Origin of the sequence: Bacillus sp. JUb11 (assembly GCF_024807925.1) — a bacterium.
Taxonomy (GTDB): Bacteria; Bacillota; Bacilli; order Bacillales; family Bacillaceae; genus Bacillus; species Bacillus altitudinis.
This window is the reverse complement of the sequence record NZ_JANUEZ010000002.1, coordinates 430,580-454,780: the sequence shown is the minus strand read 5'-3', so window position 1 is coordinate 454,780 and position 24,201 is coordinate 430,580. Positions and strand designations below refer to the sequence as shown.

Here is a 24,201-nt window from a genome sequence, read left to right as displayed (position 1 = left end):
GCTCCCATTACGGGAGCTTTTTTGCTGGTTTTAACCATTCCAGCATCGTCTGAACGATGTCTTTTTGTTGCGTGAGGACTGGAATATCTGCAGGCTGATCCCCTTTTTGTTTGCCATACATGCCAAATTGAGCATGATTACCGCCTTTTATCTCATGGTACACCGTTTGAGAAGGTAGCTGTTTTTTCGATTTTTTGATTTTTTCTTGTGTCGCCAGCCCATCTTTTTCGCCTGAAATAGATAATACTTGCAAGGAAGCCTGTTTCAAATCATCTGATGCAGGATAGGAGGCAAGGAAAAAGAGGCCGTCCAGCTTGCTTTGATTTTTCTCTGCATACATAGCGGCAGCTGTCCCGCCTAGCGAATGTCCGCCAATGTACCAATGCTTGATGGCTGGATGACTTTTGAGGATATCCTCTGCCTTCTTCGTATTAAAAATCGCGAAGGAAAATGGCATGTCTGGGATAAAGACCGAATAGCCTTTCTTCATCAGCGCATTCCCTAGATAGGCATAAGCAAGAGGTTCAACTTTTGCCCCAGGATATAGAATGATGCCAGTATCGCTTTTTGATGCTTCAAATGAATATACCCCATTTTTATGATCGACCTGCTCAATCTTCATCTGCTTTTTTAACGCTTCCGATGGTCCATATGTAAAGCGGCTCCATGTATAGAAAGCACCAAAAGCTAAGATGATGAGTGCAAGTAATGTAATACCGGTGACCTTCAGTATTTTCTTCATCGTATGTCCCTTCTTTCTCATGTACATATTAAATATACCATCATTTACTCTTCTGCCAAACGGCAAGTACGCTGATCCGGCTGTGTGATAAAGTATTAATCCATTAGCACTGCATTTGGCTGTTATTTACAATCTGAATGAGAGGGCTTAAAATAGGTGTGCATTCAGAAGTAACGGAGGAAGAAAGACATGAAGCAGGAACATTCTCAACTTTGGATTGAAGTGAAAAATTATGTACTCATTTTAATAGGATCAGCCATCGTGGCGGTTGGCTTTAATACGTTATTATTACCAAATCAGATTGCTGCTGGCGGTGTGAGCGGAATCAGTACCATTATGCAGTCATTCGGTTTTGAAGCTGCATATGTACAATGGGGTCTCAATATTCCGCTCTTTATTGCAGGCTTTTATTTATTAGGTGGAACATTTGGGGTAAAAACGCTCGTTGGTTCTGTCTTTTTACCTTTAATGGTGTTCTTAACAAGACACATTGCTCCTGTCACCCATGAAGCACTGCTCGCCGCAATATTTGGCGGTGTAGTGATTGGGATCGGAATTGGGCTCGTTTTCCTCGGTAATGGTTCAACGGGAGGAACGGCACTTGCGGCCAAAATCATCAATAAATATACAGGGCTGACGTTAGGTACTTGTTTAGCGATGATGGACGGTTTGATTGTTTTGGCGGCCATGACTGTTTTTGGGATTGAAGAAGGACTGTACGCTGTGATCGGAGTGTTCATTTCTAGTAAGACGATTGATGTGGTTCAGGCTGGCTTTAGTCACTCGAAGATGGCCATGATTATTACGGACCATGAGGATGAGGTCAGACAGGCGGTGTTTGATCAAATTGATCGTGGTGTAACGAAGATTTCAGCAGTAGGTGGGTACACCGACCATGACCGGCCTATTTTAATGTGTGTGGTAGGGCAGTCACAATTCACAAAGTTGAAACAAGTGGTAAAAGCGATCGATGCATCAGCGTTTGTCATCGTCATGGATGCAAAAGAGGTGCTTGGTGAGGGTTTTAAAAGGGCGTAAACAAGGATATAATAACGTTGACCAAATGATTGTAAGGGAGGGAAATACATGAAAAAGAGCGGATTAACGCTTCTTTTTGTCGCTATGCTTTTTGTACTTGCGGCCTGTGGAGGAAATTCAAGCAGCAGTGACAAAGAAGGCAGTAAAAGTGCTTCAAATGTGAGCAGTGGTGAAGAGATTTATCAGCAAAACTGTATTGGCTGTCATGGAAAAGACTTATCTGGCGGAGGCGGCCCAAGCCTGAAAGAAGTCGGGAAGAAATATAATGAAAGCCAAATTGCAGATATTGCCCAGAACGGTAAAGGATCTATGCCAAGCGGAATGGTAGATGAAAAACAAGCAAAAGAAGTCGCCAAATGGCTTGCAGAGAAAAAATAAAACCTTTGTCTAATCGACAAGGTTTTTTTATTTTCTATTTGTAGAAAAAGACTTTTGGATAGTATGAAAACGTATTATATTAAATTTTATTTAAAAAATAAGGGTAAAAAGACACGTTTTTCGGTTTTGATTGCTCTATTTACCTTTTATTTATAAGTTTTGAAATATAAATGTAATACCATTGCGTCGATTCATGACGTATAATTGGAGTTGTTGAAATTTAGACGATTCAATTTTTTCATCTTTTTGGATGAAAAGGACATAAATTGCTTGTGCGTATCGAAGGGTATGTGCGTGACCATACATAACGTTTTTTGACGAGAAGTGTCAGAACATCATGATAAGCTGTTTGACAGCGAATAAGAAAAGATTAGGTGATTACATGATTGAAATGAAGGAAGTCTATAAGATCTATCCTAATGGTGTAAAGGCGATCAATGGAATCAATGTCTCTATCCATCCAGGAGAGTTTGTGTATGTTGTTGGTCCCAGTGGTGCTGGTAAATCCACGTTCATTAAAATGATGTATCGTGAAGAGAAGCCAACAAAAGGGAAAATCTTAATTAATAACAAAGATTTAGGCTCGATGAAGGAAAAAGAAATTCCTTATGTGAGAAGAGAAATTGGCGTAGTATTCCAAGATTTCAAACTGCTTCCAAGTCTCACGGTCTTTGAGAACGTGGCATTTGCTCTTGAAGTCATTGGTGAACAGCCAAGTATTATTAAGAAAAAAGTGCTTGAGGTACTTGATTTGGTGCAATTAAAGCACAAAGCTCGTCAATTTCCAGATCAGCTTTCCGGCGGTGAACAGCAGCGTGTATCGATCGCTCGTTCGATCGTCAATCATCCTGAGGTTGTCATTGCAGACGAACCGACAGGAAACCTTGATCCAGATACTTCATGGGAAATCATGAAGACACTCGAAGAGATTAATAACCGCGGAACAACAGTCGTCATGGCGACACACAACAAAGAGATTGTAAACAGCATGAAGAAACGCGTCATTGCAATCGAAGATGGAATGATTGTGCGTGACGAAGCAAGAGGGGAGTACGGAATTTATGATTAAAACTCTCTCGCGGCATTTACGTGAGAGCTTCCGTTCACTTGGAAGAAACACGTGGATGACATTTGCATCAATTAGTGCGGTCACTGTCACTTTGATTTTAGTTGGGGTTTTTCTTGTCATTATGCTCAACTTGAATAACATGGCATCGAACGCTGAGAAAGAAGTAGAAGTAAAAGTTCTCATCGATTTAACTGCGAATCAAAAGCAGCAGGATGAATTAAAAGCAGAAATTGAGAAGATTCCTGAAATCAGTGATGTGAAATACTCATCCAAGGATGATGAACTAAAAGCACTCATTAAAAGCTTTGGTGAAAATGGACAATCTATGGGACTGGTTGATCAAGAAAACCCATTAAATGATGCGTTTATTGTGAAAACAACAGATCCTCACGATACACCAAAAGTAGCGAAGAAATTAGAAAACCTAAAAGGGACGTATAAAGTCACTTATGGAAAAGAAGAGGTCAGCCGACTCTTTAATGTTGTCGGAGTGGCGCGTAATGTCGGCATCGCACTTATTATTGGGCTTTTATTTACAGCGATGTTCTTGATTTCCAATACGATCAAAATTACGATTTTTGCTAGACGTAAAGAAATTGAGATTATGAAACTAGTAGGTGCAACGAACTGGTTTATCCGCTGGCCGTTCTTCATCGAAGGATTACTACTTGGTGTATTTGGCTCGATTATACCAATCGCTGTATTGCTTGGCACATATCATTATGCTGTCGGCTGGGTGGCGCCAAGGGTACAAGGTTCATTTATTTCAATGCTTCCATACAATCCGTTTGTCTATCAAGTATCACTGATCCTTCTATTGATCGGTGCCATTATCGGTGTGTGGGGAAGTTTAACGTCCATCCGTAAATTCTTGAAAGTATAAATCTATTTATATTGATGGCAGCACTCGAAGATTCTATAGAAGGTGTGACCGGTTGATCCAATTCATCCGGTCGACTCTTCATGTCGACAGTTGTCATGGGAGGGGAATATCGTTTTGAAAAGAAAGCTGATAATGGCTGGAATGGCAGCGTTTATTGGAACAACGTGGCTATACATTCCAGGGAACGAAAATCGTGCATTCGCATACGAAGACCTAGATCAAAAACGTCAACAAATTGAAGAGAAAACATCGAAGACTGAATCAACCTTGAAGAAAAAGAAATCAGAACTGGCAAAGCTTGAAAAGAAAGAATCAAAGCTAAAGCAAGAAATTGAAAAAATTGACCAAAAAGTAAGTGCCGCAACTGAAAAAGTCGCAGAAAAAGAAAAAGAGGTCAAACAGACGAAACAAGAGATCAAAAAACTAAAAAAAGAAATTGAAGTCATCAACGAGCGAATTGAAAAGAGAAAAGCGATTTTCAAAGATCGAATTCGTTCTATGCAAAAAAGTGGCGGTACAATCAACTATTTAGATGTGCTGCTAGGTGCTCGTAGCTTTAGTGATTTTGTCAGTCGTGTGGGAGCTGTTACAACCATCGTCGAAGCAGATAAAGACATGATTACAGAACACGAAAATGATTTGGAGCTAGTAGAGCAAAAAGAAGCAGAGCTAAATAAACAGCTAAGTGGACTTGAAACATCTTTGAAAGAGCTTGAAACGTTGAAAAAGGACCTATCTAAACAGCAAAAAGAAAAAGGAAAAGTCCTTGGTCATGTAACTGAAGAAAAAGAACATGCACATGATGAACTAGGAAAGCTTGAAAATGAACAAGAAATTTTAGCGAATCAAAAAGCGGCGGTAAAGTCTGAAGAGGCACGTCGTCAAAAAGAAGAAGCGAAGAAAGCAGAACAAGCAGCTGCTGAAAAAATTGCACCTGCACCAAGTGGAGGATCTGATCAAGTGTCAGATACACCAGCAAGTAGCTCAGGTTTCATTAAACCAGCTGCAGGCCGTTTCTCATCAGGCTTTGGCGGACGTTCTGGCGGACAGCATTACGGATTAGATATCGCTGCAAAAGGCACTGTATCTGTCGTTGCAGCCGCATCTGGAACAGTCACGAACTCAAGCTACTCGTCGAGTTATGGGAACGTGGTGTTCATTACACATAACATCAATGGCCAAACGTATCAAACGGTATACGCTCATCTTTCAACAAGAAGTGTGTCAACAGGTCAAAGAGTCGAGCAAGGTCAATTCCTTGGATATATGGGCAACACAGGTCAGTCTTATGGCCAGCATCTTCATTTTGAAATTCATAAAGGATTATGGAATGGCGCGAAATCAAATGCAGTCAATCCAGCGCAATATATCCGCTGACAAAAAGCCGATAACATCATGTTATCGGCTTTTTTCATGTAGATGAAGTTAAAATAACAGCAGTAATCCGGCAATAATAGGTGTTAAAAGCACAGCGGATTTTAAGAGAGGTTTCGGCGCAAGGCGTGTAAATTTTGCCCCAATAAAAGCCCCTAATACGGTACCGATTAAGATCTGAACGAGCAGGATAAAGTCAACATAGCCTTCTGAAATATAGCCAATTCCACCGCCAATAGAGATTGGAATAATCACTAGCATCGTTGTGCCAACAGCTTGTCTAATAGACAGCTTCAGCAAAATCAAAAGCCCCACTTGAATAAATGGTGCTGATCCGATACCGAACATCCCTGAAAGCATCCCTGATACAAGGCCTAATATAATGCCCCTGATCAGCAATTGGCGTGAAGAAAGCGGCTGCTGCTCAGCATCTTCTTTTAGGACAAACAATTTGATCATCATAAAAACAGCAGATAAAAAGAGCATACCAGCTGTTAAATAGTGCAAGCTATCCTCTGGAATAAAAGGAGCCACTTTTGCTCCGGCAAATGAAGCAATACAAGCTAGTGCACCGACAATCAAACCTGATTTGAGCTGGATATTTCCTTCCCGGTAGTGGCTGTATGCACCAGATAAAGTCGTAAATGCCATAGCAGCTAAAGATGTCCCAAGTGCAGTATGGATTGGTACATCAAAGATTAACGTCAGCAATGCGATGACAAAACCAGCCCCGCCAGCTCCTACAAAACCTAGTAAAATTCCTAATAAAAGCATCGTCAATATAATATACATAGCGAAGACTCCTTCTCGATCGTAACAAAATAAAAATTACACCTATTGAAATGATTAGTCAAGCCTCCTTAGGAGAATGTCTTTACATGAAATCCCTTCTTCTGGCATATAATAACTCAGGTCATCAGGAAGAGTTGAAGAAGGAGGCCAAATATGAAAAAACAAATCGCATCCATCATGGCAAGTGTCATTCTCATCATCAGTGCAGGGGTTATGACGCATAAAGAGGCGACTCAAGCGGAGTCACCGAAAGCGGCTGCTGCAGTGGCTGGACAAGCTCAATCAAGTGATCGAGCGAAGGAAAACGGAATGGAGAAAATTGAGAAAGCCTATGACCTCATTTCGAATGAATATGTAGAGGAAGTGGATCGTCAAAAGCTGCTTGAAGGTGCCATACAAGGAATGCTTTCAACCTTAAATGATCCGTATTCAGTATACATGGACAAGCAAACCGCAAAGCAATTTTCGGATTCACTTGATTCCTCATTTGAAGGAATTGGGGCAGAAGTTGGAATGGATGAAGGAAAGATTATCATTGTCTCTGCCTTTAAAAAATCCCCTGCGGCAAAGGCGGGTCTGAAACCGAAAGATGAAATCATCAGCATTGACGGTGAGTCGATGAAAGAAAAAAGCCTAAACGATGCTGTACTGAAAATAAGAGGAAAAAAAGGAACGTCTGTCGCCTTGAAAATCAGACGAAATGGAATTGAAAAAGAGCTAACATTCCATATCAAACGAGAAGAAATTCCGCTTGAAACCGTAACGGCTTCAATGAAAGAGGTCAATGGTCATAAAACAGGCTATATTGCGATCTCTAGCTTCTCTGAAGATACGGCGAAGGATTTCACGGCAAGCTTGAATAAGCTCGAGAAAAAGGGCATGGAAGGCCTTGTGCTGGACGTGAGAGGAAATCCTGGCGGCTATCTACAAAGTGTGGAAGACATTTTGAAACATTTTATCACAAAGGATCAGCCATATATTCAAATTGCAGAACGGAATGGCGATCGAAAACGATATTTTTCAAAACGAAAAGAACAAAAACCATACCCGGTCAATGTCTTAATTGATAAAGGAAGTGCATCCGCTTCTGAAATTCTGGCTGGTGCCATGAAAGAAGCAGGGAAGTATGAAGTGGTAGGTGACGTTTCCTTTGGTAAAGGGACTGTGCAGCAGGCGGTACCAATGGGAGATGGAAGTAACATTAAATTAACGCTGTATAAGTGGCTGACACCGAAAGGGAATTGGATTCACAAAAAAGGCGTTGTGCCGACCATTGCGATTCATCAACCAGATTACTTCACCGTTGGCCCGCTCCAGCTGAAAGAACCACTTCAGCTTGATATGAACAATGAAGAAGTCAGACAAGCACAGACATTGTTAAAAGGGTTGTCATTTGACCCTGGCAGAGTAGATGGATATTTTGACGAAGAAACGAAAAAGGCTGTACTCGCATTTCAAAGCACATACAATCTCGAAAAATCAGGTGTGATTGATTTAAAGACAGCGAAAATGATGAACAAGATGGTAGATGAAGTGAAATCTTATGAAAAGAATGATCTTCAGCTACAAACTGCACTAAAAGCACTATATCTCAAAAAATAAAGAGGCGAATAAATGCCTCTTTTTTTTGGTTCATTAGTGTTACGAACATGTAATAATTTATTCTTAAAAATATATTATATCGAGAAATATATTCATTTATTTTACAAAAAACATAACATTCCTTCGAATTTACCCGATAACATATTTATATAAGAGACTTTCTGTTGATTTAAACATGTCATGAAAATGAAACTTTTGAAAGTTGTATGTTACATAAATAATTCTTACAATAAAAAGTAGCACTCATTTTAAATATTTTATTTTTTGCGGATATTCAGCTTAAGCATTGAGCTGTACCGAGGTTTGCGCTTTTCTTAAAAGAACTAGTAAATGGGGGTACACAATTGAAAAGGGCAAGTATTGTGAGAGAGAAAAAATATTACGAGTTGGTAGAGGAGCTTAAGAGTCGTACGAAAGATGTGACGTTTTCGGCTACAAAGGCATTAAGTCTACTCATGCTGTTAAGCAGGTACTTGGTCAATTACACAACGGTAGAATCAGTCGACGAGATCGATGAAGACTGTGCTGAGATATACTTCAATTATTTAATGGATAATCATAAGAGACTTGGTATAAACTTAACCGACATCAAGAGGTCCATGCAGCTTCTCGGCGGCATACTAGATGTAGATGTAAATCACTATTTAAAAGATTTTTCACTGTCGAATGTCACACTTTGGATGAATCAGGAGAAATAAACCTGATGTCAAGCATCGATTTATTTGATAGAATAAGAGAAAATGCTTGACTTGGGCGGTGAACGATAATGAGCTCGGAGTGGATGGGAGCCGGATTAAAAGCGGTCGGTCTGTTTTTAATCCATCCTCTTTTTTATTTTATGATATTAATCAGCCTATTATATGGCTACATCCGCGTAAAGCGGGAGAGAAAAGCGTTTCAAACAAGAATAGAAGATGTTTACGATGAACTGAAATTTACATATTCAAAAGGATGGGTTCCAGGAATTTGTCTATCGATCATATCTGTAGGCTTAGGGATTTCCCTTCCGCCTGGATTCATCGTGCTGATTGCAGCGATGACCATCGTTTTCTCTTTATTCTTTAAGGCGAGTGCGCTTTCGTCTGCATACACACTCGGTTTCAGTTTTATTGCGGCATTTGGACTGATGTCTGTTCAAGTGAGCCATTCTTGGCTGCCGCAGCTTTCAATGATGAATGCATCAGCCGTTGTGATCCTGTTAGGGCTACTGTTAATGACCGAAGGCATCTTAGCCTATCGAACGGCGCATTTACGTACATCGCCTGCAATGGTGATGAGTGCGAGAGGACTTTTGATCGGCCAGCAGCGAGCAAACCGTCTGTGGCTTCTACCACTTGTTTTGCTGATGCCGGCAGGTGAATGGACTTCTTCTCTGCCATGGTGGCCTGTGCTTCAAGTGCACGATCAAAGCTTTTCATTTATTGTGATCCCGTACATCATCGGCTTTGGCCAGCGTATTCAAGGATCGCTGCCAATTGTGAGTATTCAAATTACGTCACGCCGAATAATGATGCTCGGTCTAGTTGTTGCTGTAGTAGGTGCGGCAAGTATTTGGTTTGAGCCGATTGCGTGGGGAGCTGTTGTTCTAGCGATTGCAGGAAGAGCCTTTTTATCATGGAAGCAGAGGGCGAATGACAACGCTGCACCATTCTTTTTCTCTAAGCGGAATCAAGGGCTTATGGTGCTTGGTATCATTCCGAATACCCCTGCGGCTGATTTAAAGCTTGAGATCGGAGAAATTATTACAAAGGTCAATGGAATCGAGATCAAAACCGTTTCAGAATTTTATGAAGCACTACAAACCAATCGTGCTCTGACAAAGCTTGAGATCATTGGTCTCAATGGTCAGACAAGGTTTGAGAAACGCGCCTCTTACGAAGGGGAGCATCACCAGCTTGGTATCCTGTTTGTGAAGGACGATCCTCAGCAAGAGCCAACGGCGATTTCATCTTAAAAAAGCTGCTAGAGATGGCAGCTTTTTTCTTTTGGGCGCGTTTCTCTTCCATAGGATTCGCCCCATTCACGCATGGCAAAGATAATGGGCTTTAACGTATTTCCAAGAGAAGTCAGTGAATACTCGACACGAGGAGGAACTTCCTCATAGACTTCACGGTGAACAATCCCGTCTTGTTCAAGTTCTCGTAATTGCAACGTCAGGACACGCTGCGAAATTCTTGGCAGAAGCCGGCGTATTTCGTTGTAACGCTTTGGACCGCAAGTCAAATGATAAAGGATGACGCCTTTCCATTTCCCTCCGATGACATTTGTAGTGATAGACACGGGACAGCCATGATTCACAATACTGACTGGATTGGATGGTGCACTCATCTCAACATTCCTTTCTTAAACGAAAATGGTCATAAATGAACATGTTTGTACCTAACGAACAAAAATGTGCGTACTTGAATCAATGGAAGCTTTTCTTTTACCATAGAGATAGACATCACACATTCGGGTTGTTTGTTTTCCTATCATAACAATTTCTATTAGGGAATGGAAAGAAATTGGATTGTGGGAACACACCTGTTCATTAGAAAGGATGAATAACATGCGAGACAAAGAGCTATTAAAAAAAGAAATCATTGAGGCGTATGAATTCCGTCATGCGACAAAAGAGTTTGACCCAGCGAAAAAGATTCCAGAGGATGATTTTGCATTTATTTTAGAAACAGGAAGACTTTCTCCAAGCTCTGTAGGGTTTGAGCCTTGGAAGTTCCTCGTTGTTCAAAATGAAGCATTCAGAGAAAAATTAAAAGAGTATACATGGGGGGCGCAAAAGCAGCTTCCAACTGCCAGCCATTTTGTGATCATCTTGGCAAGAACAGATGCCCGCTATGATTCAGCATATGCAGAATACATCAACAAGCAAATCAAAGGAATGACAGACGAAACGTTTGAAATGGTCAAGGGGCGCTACAGAGAATTCCAAGAGAACGATCTTCATCTACTAGAAAATGACCGTACATTATTTGATTGGGCTTCAAAACAAACGTATATTGCCTTAGGTAACATGATGACAGCTGCGGCACAGATCGGCATTGATTCATGCCCAGTTGAAGGATTTAGCTACGATCACATCCATCGTATCTTAGAAGAAGAAGGGTTACTGGAGGATGGTCAATACGACATCTCTGTCATGGCAGCCTTCGGTTATCGTGTCACTGAGCCAAAACGCGGCAAAACACGTCGCCCGATGGATGAAGTAGCTGTTTGGATTCGTTAATCGCTGTTTGTCTGAAAAAGGCTGTTGACAATTGCGTGGTTAGTCAGTATATTTAAAAAATAAAATCTTTGACGAATATACAAATTTGACTATAAACGCTTTGACTTGAGAATAGTAAATGAACATCCGTTTTTTAAGAGAGCTGCGGGTCGGTGCAACGCAGTAAAACGAATCATTGAACTCGCTCAAAGAGCGGTAAGACTGAATGAATAGTAAGTCTTTACGTGTGACCTCCGTTATCGGGTTTTAAGTTGGATTCAGCCATGGCTGAATCAATAAGAGTGGTAACGCGGTTGCAAGGTCAGTCGTCTCTTCCAGGAGATGGCTGGCCTTTTTATATGCTTTTATCTCATATTTGTCTGAAGATTCAAATTTAAAGGAGCTATAGAAAATGGAAAAGGAACATGTGCAGTTAAAACGAACAATGACATCAAGGCATATTATGATGCTTGCGCTTGGCGGTGCCATCGGTGCTGGTCTGTTTAAAGGAAGCAGTTCTGCCATTGATATTGCGGGTCCTGCTGTCATTTTGGCATACATGATTGGTGGTCTTATTTTATTATTTATTATGCAAGGACTTGCCGAAATGACCGTTGCACGACCTGGAGCAAGAACATTCCGTGACTTGATTGAACCTGTGTTAGGAAAGTATCCGGCCTATTTCTTAGACTGGATCTATTGGAAGATGTGGGTGCTGAATATTGCAGCAGAAGCGATTGTGTCGGCCATCTTTATTCAGTACTGGTTCCCACAAGTGCCAATCTGGATGCTTGTGTTAATCATTTCACTTGTAGTCACAATCATTAATGTTTGCTCAGTCAAAATGTTTGCTGAGACAGAGTATTGGTTGGCTTCTATTAAAATTGCTGTCATCATCTTATTTATTATCATTGGATTTACCATGCTATTTGTCTCATTCGGACAGCATGCAGCACCTGGATTGTCTAACTTAACGGATCACGGTGGATTTTTCCCAAATGGTACTGGCGGATTAATTGCAGCAATGCTGGTTGTCGTGTATTCATATGGTGGGACGGAGATGATTGGGGTCACTTTAGCAGAAACAAAAAACCCTGAAAAAGTCATCCCAAAGGCCATTCAAAGTACGTTTGTACGCATCATCGGTTTTTATGTACTGCCGTTCTTTATCATTGTCAGCTTAATCCCTTGGAATCAAGTCAACAATGAGCAAGTAAGTCCATTTGTGACAGTGTTTGCAACAATCGGAGTACCGTATGCTAGTGACATCATGAATGGTATTATCTTACTAGCGATTTTGTCTTCTATGAACTCTGGCTTGTATGCTTCATCACGGGTGCTTTATACACAGGCAATGGATGGCCGTGTATGGAAAGGATTCTCCAAGCTGTCAAAACAGCAGGTGCCTGTTCGAGCCATCCTTGTATGTACATCTACCTTGTATGCAGCTGTATTGATTTCTCTTTTTGTAGGAAGTCAAACGTTTAATTACTTAATGGGCTCTTTAAGTTACACAGTTCTATTCATCTGGTTTATCATTGCCGTCGGTCATTTGAAATCTCGAAGCGTCGCACAGCCAGGCGGATATCGCGTGAAGCTGTATCCTTTCACAACGTGGTTTTCCGTTATTGCGATCATGGCCATTTTTGTCGGCGTTGTATTCAATACACCAATTGTTCAAACGCTGGTCACCATGGGCATTTATTTAATCATTACACTTTCTTTCTTTATTAACAGAAAACGGTTTGAAACAGCCGTCTAATTTATTAAAAAGCGTGCAGGACCTTCTGAAGGGTCTCGCACGCTTTTTTTAATGCTGTTTATATTGCTTGAAGTGGACAGGGGATTGAACGGGATGTGGCTTTGCCTGAAGGCCATAGCTCTCCCTGACGATATAAAGCGGCCGGTCCTTGGCTTCATCGTAGATTCGGCCGATATACTCCCCAATCATGCCTAACATAAAGAGGATGATCCCGCTAAAGAATAGCTGAATGACAATTAATGAACTCCAGCCGGTGATGGTGCTGTTTGTAAAAAGCTTTAAATATAAAACTAGAAACATCGAAATGAAGCCAATAACTGAAAGGGCAATACCTGCTACGCTGGCTAGCTTTAAAGGTTTGTAAGAAAAAGATGTGATCCCATCCATCGAGAGCTTGAGCATCTTTTTGAGAGGGTACTTTGTTTCTCCTGCCAACCGCTCATCCCGAACATATTCTACCGCAATTTGTTTGAAGCCAACCCAGCTCACTAATCCGCGGACAAATGGGTTTTTCTCGCGTATTTTTTTCATTTCATGACACACTTTACGATCCATCAATCTAAAGTCGCCGGTGTCAATAGGAATATCTACTTCGGTGATTTGACGTAGCACTCGGTAGAAAAGGGAAGCCGTGTACTTTTTGAAAGCTGTTTCGCCTTTTCGTTGCGTGCGGACCGCGTATACGACCTCATAGCCTTCCTTCCATTTTTCAATCATGTCTAAAATCAATTCAGGTGGATCTTGTAAATCCGCATCAATCACTACGACAGCTTCTCCCTTTGCATAATCCATTCCCGCTGTAATGGCAATTTGATGCCCAAAGTTACGAGAAAAATCAATAAGTCTCACATGCGGATCGGTCTGGCAGTACCCTTTAATCAGTTCAGCTGTTCGATCCATACTGCCGTCATTGACGAAGAGAAGCTCATATGCTTCTCCCGTCGAATCCATGACGGTCTTGAGGCGCTGATACGATTCATGGATCACAAGTTCTTCATTATACACTGGGACTACAACAGAGTATTGTATGTTCTTTTCCATCAGTCATCGTTCCTCCCTTTTAATAGATGAATTAATCAACGGATAGTTCATAAAGAGTACCGCTCTCCATTCCGCCCATTCGTCCATTTGACTGATCATTTTGTTTTGATTGTTGGCTGTCTGTTTGCTGATTCGTTTTGGATGTAGAGCTGTTCTGCCATTTAGAAGCAGATACTTCTTTTCCATTTTTTTGAATCCAAGTGAGAATGTCAGAGCTGCCGCCTCTCATACCAGAAAGATAGAAGTATTTGATTTTGCCGTCTTTAACGAGCTGTTTGAATTCATTAAGCGTGAGAATGTTATCAGATCCACTAAATCCACCTAATGCCATAACAGCTTTTCCTGTTTTAATAATGTAAGGCGAAGCAGTGGTTGCATCTGTTGTCCCGAATAGGAATTCTTCTCCCGTATTGTTTTTCTCCAGATAGCTGATCAGCTTTTCATTGACTTGTGAACTCATGCTGCCACTTGAAGTTGCAAGCTGAGGACCAGCCTCTGGCAGCATACTGTTTCCTCCGTAAAGAAGAGGTGTGCTTGCCCAGTATAGGGGTGCGATCAGCATCCCAAGGATGGCAATGAGAGACATGAATTGTTTTAGTTTTTCTTTCCCTTTTATCAAAAGTAGAGAAAGGATCGTTCCAATACCAATGATACCGACTGCAATGCTTAATCCAAGACCGATTGTGCTTGTAAATGTGGATAGGATAAAGATTTCAAATGCGGTTGTGACGAATATCGCAATTGGCAGTAGCCATTTTTTAAAGCCAGTTCCCGTTTGAAACAATTGAGTCATAGACACCCATCCGGCTCCTGCTAATACAGCAATTGGCGGTGCCAGCATGATTAAATAATAGTGATGGAAAAATCCTGCTACACTGAAAAATGCAGCAACAGGTATAAGCCAAGCTAACCAAAATAGTGTTTCTTTTTGTTTTGTATTGAGACGTCTTCTTTCAAAGGCTGTCGAGAAGAAGATACCAATCGCACCAAAGAGCGCAAATGGAAGCAGCCAGCTGATTTGATCGGACAGTTCAGATTGGAACAGACGTAATGGCCCTTTTGTTCCTGTTCCAAACATGCCAGAACCACTTCCCATTTTTCCGCCCCCACCACTTGGCGGTCCATCACCATTACCGCCTGATGGCATATCAGGTGGTGTTGTGCCGTTTGCATTGCTTGGTGGTCCTTGCATGGAAGGCTGTTCCTGACTGGATGATTGGTTTGAATTGTCTGAGTTGTTTTGAGCTCCATTCGATGGCGGCTGAGGCATGGTGGATGAATTATTGTCATTTTGCTGATCACCCTGCTGTGAAGGTGGCTGTCCCTCACCCTGATTTGTGCCGCCTCCTCCGCCAGACTGTTGACCAGTCAACCGCTGCAGACCATTGTAACCAAAGGCTAATTCTAGTGCTGAGTTCGATTGACTTGATCCCATATAAGGACGATTGTCTTTGGAAGTGAGATCAACCGCTATAGACCATGAAGCAGATACACCTAAAAGAACAATCATTGAAATCATCAGCGATAACAACTTTTTCTTCCATGTCGTTCGATAGGCAATGATGTAAAACAGGACGAGAGCCGGTACAATCATATACGCTTGTAGCATTTTTGTATTAAAACCGACACCGATCATTGCAAAAGAAGCAATCGCCCAAAGCACTTTCTGCTGTTTCACAGCCTTGAACATCATGGCTGTTGCGAGTAAAAGAATAAAGACGAGTAAGCTGTCAATGTTATTTGTACGAGATACAGCAACTGCGATTGGTGTACACGCCATAATAAGCGCTGACAGTCTTGCAGCAGCCTGACCAAATGTAGGTTTGACTAGGCGGTAGATTAAATAAACAGATCCAATGCCAGCTAAAGCTTGGGGTAAGATCACACTCCAGCCATGCAGGCCAAAAATTTTGGCACTGATCGTTTGCAGCCAGAAGGCGAGCGGTGGTTTATCCACCGTGACATAACCTGAGGGATCGAACGAAGCAAAGAAGAAATTATGCCAGCTTTGCATCATACTTGTGACCGCCGCTGTATAATAAGCGTTCACCGTATCGTCGTTCCAAATGTTATAAATGTTTAAAATGGCAGATAAAATCAATATGAAAAATAAATAAAGATCAAATTTCTGAAAGCGTCTAATCAAAAGCTTGTCACTCCTTTTTCTTAACTTGAAAAAAGTGTAACAAGCAAATATGAATAAATTGTTAATAAAAAAAGGCCAATTCTTTATTTTTCTGTTGAATAAAAACAGCTCTAGGAAAGAGCTGTTTTGTTTAAGATGTCATCTTATGATGTCATCTTATTTTATGAGGAGACAGGCGGAGTTTCAGAGGTCTCTGCACTTGGTAATTGTATAATAGCGGTCGTACCTAGGCCTTGTTCAGATTGAAGAACGAACGTGCCACGATGTTTTTTTATAATTTGATAAACAATGGCTAGTCCAAGACCAGAGCCGCCATCTTTTCTTGTGCGGGCTTTATTCACTCGATAAAAACGCTCAGAGACATGAGGGAGATCTCCTTTTGGAATTCCGCTGCCTTCATCTGTAATTCTCAATTCAGCAGTTTGTTGGTGAACGAATAATTCAATCGAAATCGATTTTCCTGAAGGCGTGTAATGGATGGCATTGTCCAATAAATTACGAATGACTTGCTCAAGTCGATCGCTATCACCATAAATAATACAGTCCTCTTCAAGTTCTCGGTTGAACGAGATTCTCTTTTGACTAGCAATGAATGTCATTTGATCAAGAACATCATGAATAAGCTGCGCAAAGACGATCGGCTCCATCGTTAGTGGGTAAGATTCCCCCTCTAACTGTGCGAGATCAAGAAGGTCATGTACGAGCCGGCTTAATCGTGTGGATTCGTCTTGAATAATCTGCATGCCTTTCTTTTGATCAATAATGCCTTCTTCAATTCCTTCAGCATAGCCTTTCATATAACTTAAAGGCGTTCTCAGTTCGTGGGAGACATTGGCAAGGAACTCTCTGCGATGCTGTTCAACTTTTTCTAAGGTAGAGGACAGTTTATTAAAGGAACGGCTCAGCTGATTTAACTCATCCCCTTTTTTGGTCACAGCCATGCGTTTTGAAAAATCACCAGATTCCATTTCCATTGCAATTTCTTTCATTTGATTGATCGTCCTTACGACTTTATTAGAACTTTTATATCCAATAAAGAAAATCAAAAGCAGGATAATTAAAATAGAGATGCCAAGTGTTAATCGAATTTGAACAAACGGTTCATACACATCAGATAAAGGCATAGAGAGGAAAATGGTTCCTGATAAATCATTTTTGTTTGAGAACACAGGGATGGCAATTCCGAGAATATCTTGATGAAACTGGGGGTGTTCTCTAATTAACACAACTGTTTTCCCCTGAAGAAGCTTTTGGCGTTCTTTAAACGTAATGAGGTTATCGTTTGTATTCGTATCGAAAGGAATACCGCTTGAAAGCTCCATAGGATCATCAGTAAAAATAACACTTGCCTGACTTGAGTCATTTGCCCACTTCATTCTGTCAGTAAAATATGTGTCTTTCCCGTGTTTGTGATAGATTTCTGCCAGCTTCTTTCCTTGTAAACTTAAAGAGTCAATCTGTTTATCTATATATAAGTGCTGGTATAAGTAATAAGTCAGGGCAAGAGCTGAGGCAGCAACGATGCCTATAACGGAAAGGATTAAGAAAAGCACTTTCCTTTTAATGGATAATGGCTTCATTTGTCCTCCTCAAACTTATAGCCGACACCCCAAACGGTCTTAATATACCGTTCCGCTTCCTTTAATTTCAGTCTTAGTGTTTTAATATGTGTATCGACTGTTCTTAAAGAGCCACTAGGTGAGTGTGATTCCCACAATTTTTGATAGAGCTGTTCACGGGAAAAGACTTGGCCTTGATTGAGCAGAAGAAACATAAGTAAATCAAATTCTCTTCTTGTTAAATTGATGGGCTCTTGCTTGAGATAGACTTGTCTGCCATCTTGATCGATCTCCAAGTCACCAATCATGATTCGACTGCGCTTTAAAGAAAGACCTCTAATTCGTCTTAATGTCGTTTCAATTCTAGCTGCAAGCTCACGTAGACTAAAAGGCTTCATGATGTAGTCGTCTGCTCCAATTTCCAGCCCCTTAATGCGATCCTCTTCATAACTTCTAGCTGTTAAAAATAAAATGGGGATTTGAGAGGTTTGCCTAATGCGCTGGCAGACTTCGAATCCATCCATATCTGGCATCATAATATCCAATACAACAAGGTCAATGGCCTCTTTTTCAAGCTGATGTAAGGCGCCCGTGCCATTATTTGCAGTTATCACGTGAAAGCCTTGTCTCTGCAAAAAGGATCCGATTAACTCAAGCATATCTAATTCATCATCTACTATTAAAATATTCATCTGTTCTTTCATTTCTTTTCCTCCAACATGATAGCATAAGGTCCTGCTGGGATGTTCAGTCGGTTCTTCAACATAAATGTATGTTTGTCGATGACGGATACTGAATTGTCATCTAAGTTACTGACATATATAGATGAGGAATCAGCAGTGATATAATTCGGATTTTGACCGGTCTCAACAGAGGAAAGCAGTTTGTTTTTCTCGGTATTTACTTTATATAGTGTATGGTCTCCATGACATAATACATATAAAGTAGAAGAGTTTTTTTCTGAAAAAAATGCGACTGGCATAACACCTAGTTTGATTTCTCGCTGTTTTTTACCTGTTTTAGGGTCGTAAGCAAAAATGCTCTTATTTAATGTGCCCGGTTTACCGTGTCCTCCAACCCAAATGGAATGCCCATCAAAATGAATGCCAGATGGCCGTTCTAGGACGGAAATCGTTCGTATCTTTTTTTTCTTTTCAATATCAATGACTGAAACAGAATGACTTTTTGCATTTAAAACAAACAACGTTCCAGAAGAAGACAACGCCATAGAAGAGGGTAATGTCCCGGTCTTCACAGTTGCTTTAATTTTCTTGTGCACTGTATCGATAAAATAAACGACATTTTTCTCTGAATCGGTCACAAGTAAAGTGTTGGTATCCGCATCATACGCAAGTGAAGTCAGACCTTTATTCACATTCATATAGTCCGCTGCTGTTCCTTTTTTTAAATTGATTTCTATAAGAGATTGTCCTTCCTTACTTGATGCAATGATCACGTCTTTGTTGATGTGAACAAGATCAGTGAGAGGATGTTTTAAATCAACGGAAGAGACAATTTTATTTTTTTGTAAATCAACGATTGAAAAGGAGGCTTTTTTTAGTTGAGAAATGACAGCAATTGATTGAGAGCTGCCAGGGGGCGTAAATTGCTGGTCTTTTCCGCAGCCTGCTAGGAAAAATAGTAGAGCTGGCAAGCATATTAAAAAATATTTCACTCGTTTCATCCTTCTGCTCCTTTGGTGCTCTATTTTCAAAAAGCATAACACAAAAATTGTGAAAAAAAATCGAAGTTATGAATGCTGGAAGATATGAAAAGAAGTTTTTAGGTGGGGAAGTAGAGGTAAATGAAAGCTGAAATTTCTTTTTCGTCTATTTATATGACATTTTTTCATGAGTAAAAGATCATTTTCACAGTTTGATCATTGTATCCATAATCGGTTACAGTAACAAATAATCATAGCTCCCCCGCCCTAAATAGAGCGAAGGGAGTCATTAAGCAGAGTGTTCAGATGAATGAGAAGTGGGTTTCGTTTTTAGACGATGAGAGAGGAGGAAACCAAGAATACCTGCGCCCATTAATATGATAAATAAAGATTGAAAACCACTTAATATACCAATTAAAGTAGATGAAATGATACTTCCGAAATATCTAAAGGTAGAAAAAATCCCAGATGCAGAGCCGGATAAACTCTGATCAACAGATGTTAAAGAAGCCATCTGCATGCTAGTCATGCCAATACCTGATGAGATCCCCCCAGCGACTAATGTGATGATAAGGAGTGGTAAATTTGGGTAGCTGCTTAGTGTGATCAGCATAACACCTGATAAAGTAAGACAGAGAAATGAAACTCGAATCATTTTTTTGGCACCTTTTATTGGATGGAGCTTTGCCCCGAGTAATCCACTAATAGACATACAGAGTGAAAAGATCGAAAGGAAAATCCCGCTTTGTGTATGAGAAAGCGCGAGTTTTTGCTCCATAAACAGCGGCATAATGAGAAGAATCGCGTACATCACAAAATTACTAAGCATGATAGAAAGGTTAGCGTTCGTAAAGGTACTGTTTTTAAATAATGTTAAATCAATGATGGGATTTGTAACTTTCCGTACGTGTTTGAAAAATAAAGGAATGGAAATGACCGCTAGAACGCCATAGATCATGTATTCGTTTAATAATTGGCTTTTAGTAAACAAAATGAGTGTGGCGATCCCGATTGTTAAGTATAACGAACCGATGATATCTACATTGGCTTGTAAACGCGTATGTTTCATCTTCGGAATCATAAAAACGCCTGTCACAAGTGTGAGAATCAAAAATGGTATATTCACTAGGAAAATGGAATGCCAGTCAAAGCTCTGAATGAGAATAGAGCCGATAAAAGGTCCAAGTGCGGCACCAATTCCCGCTCCAAAACCGAAAAAACCCATAGTTTTAGAAAGCTTTTCATGTGATACTGTTGCTCGAATTAAAGCAATGCTGTTCGGTGTTAATATAGCTCCGCCTGCCGCTTGAATTGATCGGAAGCTAATAAGAAAAGCAAGATTAGGTGCGAAAGCACATCCAATGGAGCCAACCAAAAAGAGTATCACACCAGCTAAATACATGCTGCGGTGGCCGTATATATCTCCCAGCTTACCCGCAATAGGTTGAGTGACTGCCATGACAATTAGATAAATTGTGACCACCCAAGTAATGTTTGATATGGATTGCTCGTAATAAGTTGATATGGATGATAGAGCGACTGCGATCATGGTTGAATTGACTGGAACTAAAATAGCTCCAAGCAGCAAAGAATAAATGATCAAGTTCTCTTTTTTAAGATTCAATGTGTTTACCACCTTTGTAAAAAAGAAGAATTTCACCCAATTAAGTGGGAGAAATTCCTCTCATGAAAATGTGTGTGCATGTCTCAATAAAGTCTTCTTTTTGTGTTAAAACAAGCTGAATGTCTTGCTCTAGCTGTTGAATGAAAAAGCCAAAATACGTGCTAATAAATATATCAGCATAGATGTCTTCTTTTCCTTCTAATACACGATGCTGAGCACTCATTTTTTTGAAATAATGAATCAGCATGTCTCTCAATTCTTGAGGATAAATTTTTTCATGGTCTGTTAAATCTTTAAACATAGCGGGTTCTCTCATGCTGATATAGATAAATTCTTTTTTTGAAGTCAAATCTTCAAGGAAATAGCTACCGAGAAATTTTAAATCGGTGTATAAATCGTCTTTAAATTCAGCTTCAAGGGTTTTGGTCGGTGTTGATTTCATTTTCATAATGGCAGCAATCACGCCGCGTTTGTTTTTAAAGTTACGAAAAATTGTCGCTTCACTTACATTCGCTTTTGTCGCAATTTCTTTTGTCGTTGTTTTTTGATAGCCCTTTTCAGACAATAATTCCATTGTTGCGCGAATGATCCGCTGATTTGTTGATTTTAACAAGCATACTCACCTCAGGTTATGAATGTGTTTGCAACAAAGTAAGTATACCGATAAAATCTGTGACCGCCAATATGATCCAAACAGTGACGACTATGCCCGTGAATGCTGATTTAATAACTGGATACGCCCATTGGCTCCATCTACTGTCACGAGGTCACCAGATTTTAGTTTTTCAGTTGCGATCCGTGTACCTAAGACAGCAGGTATCATATATTCTCTAGCGATAATAGCGGAATGGGACAAAATGCCGCCAGAATCGGTGATGACTGCTTTTGCGTCTCTAAATAAGCTGGTCCATAAAGGTGTCGTTGTTTTACAAACTAAAATGTCATCTTTCTCAAATTGTGAAAATTCATCAGCAGATGTAATGACTCTGACTCTTCCGGAAGTAATGCCGCTAGATGCACCAATTCCATAGATTGCATCGTCTGTGTTGTTTTCATTTTCCCTTAGCGAACCGAGCATTCTTTCTACTTGCTGCAATTCAGCTTCAGAAGGCGTTCCTGTATAAGCTGGTGGTTGGATGGATTCATTTTCCTTCATTTCAATTTTTCTTTGCTGAATGATCGAATCGTATGTGGTCGAAGTTGTGAGCGCATTGAGTACTTCATCATCGTAAAGATACCAAAGGTCTTCTTGATGAGGGATCGCTCCTTTTTGAACAAGAAGTTCACCAATTTTTAAGAGATAGAGTCTCGCTTTTGCATCTAACATGGCATCAATGTAAAAGTGATGATCATCTCGAATATTGGCTGCATGGAGTGCAAAATGATAAAGTTCCTCAAATTTTGTTTTAAACGCTTCATCTGTCACTTGACTGATAAACTGTTCATACGTTTCTTGCCTTTTGATCACGGCTTGTGCAAATTCTTCATCAAAATCAGATTGATACCGAATGTTGTTTCTAATGATGTCCAAGACAAATTCAGGATTTTCCACCCATGTTTCCTCTGTGAAATCATGGCTTTTAACAGACCGCCAACCATAGACTTGGAGAAAAGCTTCTACGTCGGAAATGAAGTTTTTTCCTTTATCTGTGTGATTGAGGGCAAATAATAGTTCAGCATTCGTTGAATGATCTTTAAATGCCTGAAGAAGCTCGGAATCTTGAAGAACGTCTTTTGCCAAGTGAGATAGCTTTTGATCTGTTTCAAGAGACTTGTTCATCACACCTATCATCATTTCATGCAGCAGAACGACTTGTGTTTGATCCCCAGTATATGTGACAAGCATGTCTTCAATGATCGCTGATAGAATGACTTGAGGTATGACAATATCAAAATGGTCGTCATACGCTCTTAGATAAATCTCCTTTAATTCTTGAAAGCCATTAATGGCTTCCTCAATTGTTAGCGGTTGAGTGATTTGCTGATCAAGTTTTTCGTATAATGGGAACAAGTTTTGCTTTAAAATGCGATACATTCTTTCGCTTAAACGAGGAAACATTTCGAATAGGCTCTCGTCAAAAACTGGTTCCGCTGACGCTTCTGGCATGGACGGTAAAGAATACAAATGACCTCTATAAAGCTTGATATCTTTAATATTAAGGTCTGGTACTTGATACTTCTCTCCGTTTTTCTTCATCCCGTTTTTTAAAGCAGGTATGATCAAACTTGAAAAAAGAGGACTTGTGGGTCCAGGCATATGATCGTCCATTGAGATCCAGAAGTCTTGCAGCTCTTCAGGTTTCATTTGAAAGGCTGCACCTGAGGAGCCATTTGCTGTATTGGAAAAAGAAGCAGTAATCGGTCTTGCTTGAAGTAAATAAAAAGTACCATCTGACATGCCGAATTCGATATCTACTCCATGTCCATAAAGTTCTTCTACTTGTTTTGTCATTTTCGTGATTTGGATCAATTGATCATCTCGAAGACAAAATTGGCCAGCCATCTCCTCACCTACGGGTTGTTCAACGACGCCCTCTTGACAGGGGACAATTTGCACTTCTTTTGTTCCTAGTGATTTTTCAATAGAGTACGTTTCTTTGTTTACAATAAATGTATCTGGCGTCACAAGGCCGGAGACGATGGCTTCTCCTAGTCCATAGCTTGCAGTCATCATGACTTCGTTTGTTTTTCCTGATACAGGATTCTCACTAAAGATGACACCAGAGATGTCAGAATGGATCAAGCCTTGTACAACAACAGCCATGAGCGGCATCTCTTCCTCGTTCTCAATCATTTCTTCCTTATATTCTGTGACTCTTGCTGCGAAGTAAGACGACCAACATTCTTTGACGGCTTGCAAGAATTCTTCATTTGTTTTGATATTTAAATAGGTCTCGTATTGACCTGCAAAGGAGGCGCCTTCAAGATCTTCCGCAACAGAAGAGGATCGCACTGCAACGGATGGATATGTTTTCAACAATGATTGAAAGGATGAAAGTAATTCTGTCTCCATTTGTGAAGGAAACGAAGCTTCTGTGATTTTTCGGGCAAGATTTTGATCAGTTGGATGGAAATTGTGATATGAAAGAAAGCTTGCAAAGCTGTTCGTTTTAATAATAAATCCATCTGGAACTGGCAGTCCGTGATTGTTTAATTTAATTAAATTCACGCCTTTTGCCCCTGCGAGTGATGCGGATTCTTCAGCCGCATGAAATAATACTGAATACATGGGAATGCCCCCTTATCCAAATAGCCAATGGTTTCATTTGTCTCTTTTTGTTTTTTAAAATGATAGTGCGCACTATCATTTTCATCATAGAATTTAT

The 24,201-nt window shown here is 40.3% G+C and carries 21 protein-coding genes and 1 other annotated feature; of the genes, 10 read left to right on the top strand and 11 right to left on the bottom strand.

Annotated features, from left to right (window positions below):
- Positions 1-7: 7 nt before the first annotated feature.
- Positions 8-742: an alpha/beta family hydrolase gene (locus M2369_RS05520; RefSeq protein WP_041507837.1), complete on the bottom strand. Its 735-nt coding sequence runs from the start codon at positions 740-742 to the stop codon at positions 8-10.
- A gap of 189 nt (positions 743-931) precedes the next feature.
- Between M2369_RS05520 and M2369_RS05515 the strand changes: the two genes are divergently transcribed.
- The 5 genes from M2369_RS05515 (at position 932) to M2369_RS05495 (ending at position 5,487) form a co-directional block, all read left to right on the top strand.
- A complete protein-coding gene (locus M2369_RS05515; RefSeq protein WP_041091479.1) occupies positions 932-1,780 on the top strand; it encodes a YitT family protein in 849 nt (282 codons plus the stop codon).
- A gap of 48 nt (positions 1,781-1,828) precedes the next feature.
- Positions 1,829-2,158 (top strand): cytochrome c551, encoded by a 330-nt coding sequence (gene cccB, locus M2369_RS05510; RefSeq protein ID WP_007500002.1) that lies wholly within the window; start codon positions 1,829-1,831, stop codon positions 2,156-2,158.
- Positions 2,159-2,540: 382 nt separating this feature from the next.
- A complete protein-coding gene (gene ftsE, locus M2369_RS05505; RefSeq protein ID WP_008348229.1) occupies positions 2,541-3,227 on the top strand; it encodes a cell division ATP-binding protein FtsE in 687 nt (228 codons plus the stop codon).
- Positions 3,220-4,110 carry a permease-like cell division protein FtsX gene (gene ftsX, locus M2369_RS05500; protein ID WP_025208057.1) on the top strand — a complete coding sequence of 297 codons (891 nt, stop codon included), beginning with the start codon at positions 3,220-3,222 and terminating at the stop codon, positions 4,108-4,110. Before ftsE ends, ftsX begins: the two co-directional genes overlap by 8 nt.
- 114 nt (positions 4,111-4,224) lie before the next feature.
- Entirely contained in the window at positions 4,225-5,487 is a 1,263-nt protein-coding gene (locus M2369_RS05495; protein WP_041507836.1) for a murein hydrolase activator EnvC family protein, read from the top strand.
- Between the two features lie 48 nt (positions 5,488-5,535).
- Here the strand turns inward: M2369_RS05495 and M2369_RS05490 are convergent, their stop codons facing one another.
- The gene (locus M2369_RS05490) at positions 5,536-6,276 is read right to left on the bottom strand and encodes a sulfite exporter TauE/SafE family protein (RefSeq protein WP_017368130.1); all 741 of its coding nucleotides are present in this window, start codon (positions 6,274-6,276) and stop codon (positions 5,536-5,538) included.
- Between the two features lie 153 nt (positions 6,277-6,429).
- On the opposite strand from M2369_RS05490, the gene ctpB reads away from it, so the two are divergent.
- The 3 genes from ctpB (at position 6,430) to M2369_RS05475 (ending at position 9,832) form a co-directional block, all read left to right on the top strand.
- Positions 6,430-7,878 (top strand): carboxy-terminal processing protease CtpB, encoded by a 1,449-nt coding sequence (ctpB, locus tag M2369_RS05485; RefSeq protein ID WP_046344575.1) that lies wholly within the window; start codon positions 6,430-6,432, stop codon positions 7,876-7,878.
- 344 nt (positions 7,879-8,222) lie between these two features.
- Complete coding sequence (locus tag M2369_RS05480; RefSeq protein WP_007500014.1) at positions 8,223-8,576, top strand: swarming motility protein SwrAA; 354 nt, start codon at positions 8,223-8,225, stop codon at positions 8,574-8,576.
- Positions 8,577-8,644: 68 nt separating this feature from the next.
- Positions 8,645-9,832, top strand: a complete 1,188-nt coding sequence (locus tag M2369_RS05475; RefSeq protein ID WP_024719912.1) for a PDZ domain-containing protein — start codon at positions 8,645-8,647, stop codon at positions 9,830-9,832.
- Between the two features lie 8 nt (positions 9,833-9,840).
- Here M2369_RS05475 and M2369_RS05470 read toward each other — a convergent pair whose 3' ends face one another.
- Positions 9,841-10,206, bottom strand: coding sequence for a winged helix-turn-helix transcriptional regulator (locus M2369_RS05470; RefSeq protein ID WP_017357877.1), 366 nt, complete (start codon positions 10,204-10,206; stop codon positions 9,841-9,843).
- A 220-nt stretch (positions 10,207-10,426) separates the two neighbouring features.
- On the opposite strand from M2369_RS05470, the gene M2369_RS05465 reads away from it, so the two are divergent.
- Positions 10,427-11,101: an NAD(P)H-dependent oxidoreductase gene (locus M2369_RS05465; RefSeq protein ID WP_045033987.1), complete on the top strand. Its 675-nt coding sequence runs from the start codon at positions 10,427-10,429 to the stop codon at positions 11,099-11,101.
- A gap of 91 nt (positions 11,102-11,192) precedes the next feature.
- Positions 11,193-11,417 (top strand) — a binding site (T-box leader).
- A gap of 75 nt (positions 11,418-11,492) precedes the next feature.
- Entirely contained in the window at positions 11,493-12,842 is a 1,350-nt protein-coding gene (locus tag M2369_RS05460; RefSeq protein ID WP_008348215.1) for an amino acid permease, read from the top strand.
- A gap of 48 nt (positions 12,843-12,890) precedes the next feature.
- Here M2369_RS05460 and M2369_RS05455 read toward each other — a convergent pair whose 3' ends face one another.
- From M2369_RS05455 to M2369_RS05420, 8 genes are all read right to left on the bottom strand, one after another.
- Entirely contained in the window at positions 12,891-13,883 is a 993-nt protein-coding gene (locus M2369_RS05455) for a glycosyltransferase family 2 protein (RefSeq protein WP_144679141.1), read from the bottom strand.
- A 31-nt stretch (positions 13,884-13,914) separates the two neighbouring features.
- Complete coding sequence (locus M2369_RS05450) at positions 13,915-16,029, bottom strand: ArnT family glycosyltransferase (RefSeq protein ID WP_259253537.1); 2,115 nt, start codon at positions 16,027-16,029, stop codon at positions 13,915-13,917.
- A 161-nt stretch (positions 16,030-16,190) separates the two neighbouring features.
- Positions 16,191-17,609, bottom strand: coding sequence for a HAMP domain-containing sensor histidine kinase (locus M2369_RS05445; RefSeq protein ID WP_058336972.1), 1,419 nt, complete (start codon positions 17,607-17,609; stop codon positions 16,191-16,193).
- Positions 17,606-18,292, bottom strand: a complete 687-nt coding sequence (locus tag M2369_RS05440; RefSeq protein ID WP_025208049.1) for a response regulator transcription factor — start codon at positions 18,290-18,292, stop codon at positions 17,606-17,608. Before M2369_RS05440 ends, M2369_RS05445 begins: the two co-directional genes overlap by 4 nt.
- Complete coding sequence (locus M2369_RS05435) at positions 18,289-19,272, bottom strand: YncE family protein (protein WP_144679143.1); 984 nt, start codon at positions 19,270-19,272, stop codon at positions 18,289-18,291. The genes M2369_RS05440 and M2369_RS05435 overlap by 4 nt, the downstream gene beginning before the upstream one ends.
- 268 nt (positions 19,273-19,540) lie before the next feature.
- Entirely contained in the window at positions 19,541-20,875 is a 1,335-nt protein-coding gene (locus M2369_RS05430; protein WP_058336970.1) for an MFS transporter, read from the bottom strand.
- Between the two features lie 40 nt (positions 20,876-20,915).
- A complete protein-coding gene (locus M2369_RS05425; RefSeq protein ID WP_008348201.1) occupies positions 20,916-21,488 on the bottom strand; it encodes a TetR/AcrR family transcriptional regulator in 573 nt (190 codons plus the stop codon).
- A gap of 90 nt (positions 21,489-21,578) precedes the next feature.
- Complete coding sequence (locus M2369_RS05420; RefSeq protein ID WP_058336969.1) at positions 21,579-24,104, bottom strand: PEP/pyruvate-binding domain-containing protein; 2,526 nt, start codon at positions 24,102-24,104, stop codon at positions 21,579-21,581.
- Between the last annotated feature and the right edge of the window lie 97 nt (positions 24,105-24,201).